Below are 4,710 nucleotides of genomic sequence, written 5' to 3' on the forward strand. Positions count from 1 at the left end.
CCATCCCTGTGAAAGCTGCTCTTGAGCTGAGTGGATGGCCCGTAGGTGCTCCTCGTCTTCCTTTATTGCCCCTTAATTCAGCCATGCGCGATTCCTTAGCCGACCTTCTCACTGCCCTGCGTCAGACCTGACGCTCCGGCTGCCAGTACAGATTTTTTTCTTTTTTAAATCCTTCGCGACCTTTATCGATGACATCCACTCTTTCTAAAACCAAGCAGGCGTGTCTCCGTGTGATTCCACTGGGTGGCTTGCATGAAATCGGCAAGAACACCTGCGTGTTCGAGTACGGCGATGACCTGATGCTGGTGGATGCCGGTTTGGCATTCCCCAGTGATGGCATGCACGGTGTGAATGTGGTGATGCCTGACACGAGCTTCCTGCGTGAAAACCAGAGCCGGATTCGGGGCATGATCGTGACCCATGGTCACGAAGATCACATCGGTGGGATCGCACACCACCTCAAGAATTTCGATATCCCGGTGATTTATGGGCCCCGTTTGGCCCTATCCATGCTCACAGGAAAAATGGATGAGGCCGGTGTGACCGATCGCACCACGCTTCAGACAGTGGGCCCAAGAGATGTGGTGAAGGTGGGTCAGCACTTCTCGGTGGAGTTCATTCGCAACACCCACTCGATGGCCGACAGCTTTTCGCTGGCGATCACCACTCCAGTAGGCACCGTAATTTTCACCGGTGATTTCAAGTTTGACCACACCCCTGTGGATGGTGAGCACTTTGACTTGGCCCGCCTTGCCCATTACGGCGATCAGGGAGTGCTTTGTCTGTTTAGTGACTCCACCAATGCGGAGGTCCCTGGATACTGCCCGCCTGAACGTTCTGTGTTCCCCAACCTCGATCGCCACATCGCGGAAGCGGAAGGGCGGGTGATCATCACCACGTTTGCGAGCTCGATTCATCGGGTGTCGATGATTCTTGAACTGGCGCTTAAAAACGGACGCAAGGTGGGTCTACTTGGGCGCTCCATGCTCAATGTGATCGCCAAAGCCCGTGAACTCGGCTACATGCGTGCACCCGATGAGCTGTTTGTGCCGATCAAGCAGATCAACGATGTACCAGATCGCGAGACGCTGTTGCTGATGACCGGAAGCCAGGGTGAGCCTCTTGCTGCTTTGAGCCGGATTTCACGTGGTGATCATCCGCAAGTGAAGGTGAAAACCTCAGACACGATCATCTTTTCTGCGAGCCCGATCCCTGGCAACACCATTTCAGTGGTGAACACGATCGATAAGTTGATGATCTTGGGAGCCAAGGTGGTGTACGGCAAGGGTGAAGGCATTCACGTGTCAGGCCATGGCTTCCAGGAAGATCAGAAGCTGATGTTGGCTCTCACCCGCCCGAAATATTTCGTGCCTGTGCATGGTGAGCACCGCATGTTGGTGAAGCATGCCCGAACTGGCCATTCCATGGGCGTGCCAGAAGACAACACGCTGATCATCAATAACGGAGATGTCGTTGAGCTCACTCCGGATTCAATGCGCAAAGGCGATCCAGTCAAAGCAGGTATCGAGCTGCTCGATCAGTCGCGCAATGGCATCGTTGATGCACGCGTGCTCAAGGAGCGTCAACAGCTTGCGGTTGACGGGATCGTGACGATCTTGGCCGCGATTAGCACCGATGGGGCGATGGTGGCTCCGCCGCGCGTCAACTTGCGTGGTGTGGTCACCACCGCGGATGCGCGCAAGATGTCGCTGTGGACGGAACGTGAAATTAAGTGGGTGCTGGAAAATCGCTGGAAGCAGCTCTGCCGCCATGTGGATGGGGCCTCTCCCGAAGTGGATTGGATGGGCGTCCAGCGCGAAGTGGAAGTGGGCTTAGGTCGGCGCATGCGCCGCGAAATGCAAGTGGAGCCCTTGATTCTTTGTCTCGTTCAGCCGGCACCTGGTGGCACACCGGTGTACAAAGGCCGGGCCGATGCAGAACCTGATACCCGTCCGGCATCCCGCGGGCGTGGCGGTCGTCATGGTGGTCCTGGCCGCGATAGCGGCAACGGCCATGTCCGGCGTGATCGCAATGCGGCCCCTGCTCGGGTGGTTCCTTCGCGTGTGATTGGAACACCAGCCCCTGCAGCGGCAGCAACGCCAGCGCCGGCCCCTGCTCCGGTTAAAGAGCCTGTTGCGTCGGCAGTGGTTGTGACCAATGCTCCCGAGCCAGAGATGCCAGCTGGACGTACCCGTCGTCGTCGTTCAGCGGCGGCGTAGGGAACGCCAGGCCAATTCCAATCGCTTCTGCAAGGAAAGAGATTTTGCCTGGTCCTCATCAGCTGTCTGAGCTGATGAGGATCCAACTTGGGCAATGTTCTTCAGGTTGACGCGCAGCAGTCCGTCCTCCAAACGTTGGGGGGCTGCATCAAAGGCGCGTGTCAGCGATGGAGTTGAAGCCTGCTGAGGAGCGTCTCCCAAGTTGATTGACTTTTCAGTTCGTTCTTCAGCGCTGTCCAGATCTTTTGGCTGTGGAGATTCCTTTGGCTGTGGCGACTCAGCCTTCAGCCAGGGCATGGCCGTTTCGATCGTTTCAGCGTCGCGGTTGTCTGCCTCTGCGCCCGTTGCGGTGGTGTTTAAAAACGGATCACGGATGAGATCGTTGCCTGCTGACTGGCTTGATGCGTTTGCAAAGGGCACTGATGCCAGCTCTTCTGCCGGAGGTGCAGACACGGCAACATCAATGACAGGTGAGCGCTCCAAAGCTTCGTTGAGGCCTTGTTGAGCCAGTTCCCGCAAAGTGTCCGGCGGCTCGCTGGCAAGGACGAGCCTGTAAAAGTCGGCGCTCTGGCTGACATCATCCTTTCCATAGAGGTGGATGTGACCGAGCAACAGGGCCACAAAGGCTCTCCAGGCCAGGGTCGCGTCCCGTTCCGCTCCTGAGGCAGGAAGTGGGTCCAGTTGCCCCAGCAGTGGTCGCGCCAAATCGTCTGCTTTGTCGAACTCACTGGCGCTGTAGGCCTGCTCAGCGGCGACGTATTGCTCCTGAAAATCAGCGTTCAAGCGAGGTTGTTATGGCTTGCTCACCAGTTGTACCGAGTCTCGGGTCCATTGCAGAGTCTTGTGCTCCGCTAAAGAGCGGCTTCCGGGGGGGCTGCCAGGGCCAATGGCAAAACTCAGTGTGTTGAGTTGGCTGGCGGAGAGCGCGCGAACACCTTGTTGTTGCAGCCAATGATGGAGCAAGAGTCGACGGGTTGCTTCTGGAACAGCCTTGAGTGCGTTGCGTTGCAAGCCGCGTTCACTGCGCAGCTGTTCAAGGGCCAGTGTGGCCAGGGTGCGTTGGCTGTCCTCCACTTGGGACATCCGCTCGCTGAGTTGAGCGATGCGTTGGCTGCAGCCGGGATATAACTCCTCCAGCACTGGCAGCACGTCGTTGCGGATGCGGTTGCGGCTCAATGCCTGATTGGCATTCGATGGATCAAGCCAAATGGGTAGTTGCAAGTCCTGGCAGATTTGGGTGGTGTCGTCTCGGCTGAAGGTCAGCAGGGGACGCACAAGCCGAGGGCCGCTGGGGTCATCGTTTTGAAGTGGTCTGATGGGCCGCAAGCTGCCAAGGCCGGCTAGATCAGTGCCTCTGGCCAATTGCAGCAGCAATGTTTCTGCCCGGTCACTCGCCGTGTGAGCGGTGAGAACAGTGCGGCAGCAGAACTGTTGGCTTAATGCGGCAAGCTCCTGGTAGCGCCAGGATCGGGCGTTGGCCTCCGTGCCTGTGTGGTCTCTCGTATTGCGGCTGATCTGAAGAGGCAGCTCCTGGCTTTGGCACCACTCCTTGAGTTCGGAAGCAGTGGCTGCTGATTGATCGTGCCAACCATGGTCTCCGTGCCACAGCTGAAAGTGCCAATGATGTAAGTGCTGAAGCCCCAGGAGTAGGCCGAGTAAGGCCATGGAGTCTTGACCGCCGGAGAGAGCGATCAGCAATGTTTCCCCATCGGGCAACAGGTTCGGTTGCCTCAGCAGTTGGCGGTGCAGGGTGTCGTGCCAAGGCAACCAGGTTTTGGATGCAGCCATGGTGTGCCCAGCCAGTGGAACAACAGAAATTTGATCTTGCCTGTTCTTAGGCGCGATCACACGTGCGGTGTGAGAATGATGGAATCTGATTTCGCTGGGATGTCCCGCCTTTCTCTGCTGCCAGCTGAGCTCCGCCGCAGCCTGGAGCAGCGTTCCACACTCAAGGTGATCGCCGGTCTGATGAACTTCGATCAGGCCAACGTGGCGATGGTGGCGGCTGCCGCGGGTCGCGGCGGTGCTGATTTGATTGATGTGGCCTGTGATGCAGCGCTGGTCACGCTGGCGATCGAATCCTCCGCTGGTGTGCCCGTTTGCGTGTCTGCGGTGGATCCTGAACTGTTTCCTGCCGCTGTGGCTGCTGGTGCGGCCATGGTGGAGATTGGAAATTACGACGCTTTCTATCCCCAAGGCCGCATTTTTGATGCGGCTGAAGTGCTGGCCATCACCCGCCGAACTCGTGAGCTGCTTCCCGACGTGGTGATGAGTGTCACGGTGCCCCATGTGCTGCCGCTGGATCAGCAAGAGCAGTTGGCTGTGGATTTGGTGACAGCCGGTGCTGATCTGATCCAAACCGAAGGCGGTACCAGCGCGAAGCCCTTCAGCGCTGGCAGCCTTGGATTGATTGAAAAAGCAGCTCCTACCTTGGCCGCATCCCACAGCATCAGTGCTGCGCTGCATAAGGCCGAGTGTGCGGTGCCGGTGC

At 57.9% G+C, this 4,710-nt stretch carries 5 protein-coding genes; 3 read left to right on the forward strand and 2 right to left on the reverse strand.

Annotation, left to right across the window (positions count from 1 at the left end; genetic code table 11):
• Together NCN04_RS08040 and NCN04_RS08045 are read left to right on the forward strand one after the other, a co-directional pair.
• Positions 1–131, forward strand: a 131-nt coding sequence (locus NCN04_RS08040; protein ID WP_350223244.1) for a dihydrodipicolinate synthase family protein, incomplete at its 5' end; no start/stop codon positions are given.
• A 57-nt stretch (positions 132–188) separates the two neighbouring features.
• The gene (locus NCN04_RS08045) at positions 189–2,219 is read left to right on the forward strand and encodes a ribonuclease J (protein ID WP_048347654.1); all 2,031 of its coding nucleotides are present in this window, start codon (positions 189–191) and stop codon (positions 2,217–2,219) included.
• Here NCN04_RS08045 and NCN04_RS08050 read toward each other — a convergent pair.
• Entirely contained in the window at positions 2,205–3,002 is a 798-nt protein-coding gene (locus NCN04_RS08050; protein ID WP_048347655.1) for a hypothetical protein, read from the reverse strand. The genes NCN04_RS08045 and NCN04_RS08050 overlap by 15 nt on opposite strands.
• A gap of 9 nt (positions 3,003–3,011) precedes the next feature.
• A complete protein-coding gene (tilS, locus tag NCN04_RS08055) occupies positions 3,012–4,007 on the reverse strand; it encodes a tRNA lysidine(34) synthetase TilS (RefSeq protein WP_250395741.1) in 996 nt (331 codons plus the stop codon).
• 99 nt (positions 4,008–4,106) lie between these two features.
• On the opposite strand from tilS, the gene NCN04_RS08060 reads away from it, so the two are divergent.
• A partial coding sequence (locus tag NCN04_RS08060) for a DUF561 domain-containing protein (RefSeq protein WP_250395742.1) occupies positions 4,107–4,710 on the forward strand: 604 nt, incomplete at its 3' end.

The sequence above is a fragment of the Synechococcus sp. MU1655 genome (assembly GCF_023630655.1).
Lineage (GTDB): Bacteria > Cyanobacteriota > Cyanobacteriia > PCC-6307 > Cyanobiaceae > Synechococcus_C.

Coding starts and splice junctions, on each gene's coding strand:
- NCN04_RS08045 (WP_048347654.1), top strand. CDS start 189: ATGACATCCACTCTTTCTAAAACCAAGCAGGCGTGTCTCCGTGTGATT.
- tilS (WP_250395741.1), bottom strand. CDS start 4,007: ATGGCTGCATCCAAAACCTGGTTGCCTTGGCACGACACCCTGCACCGC.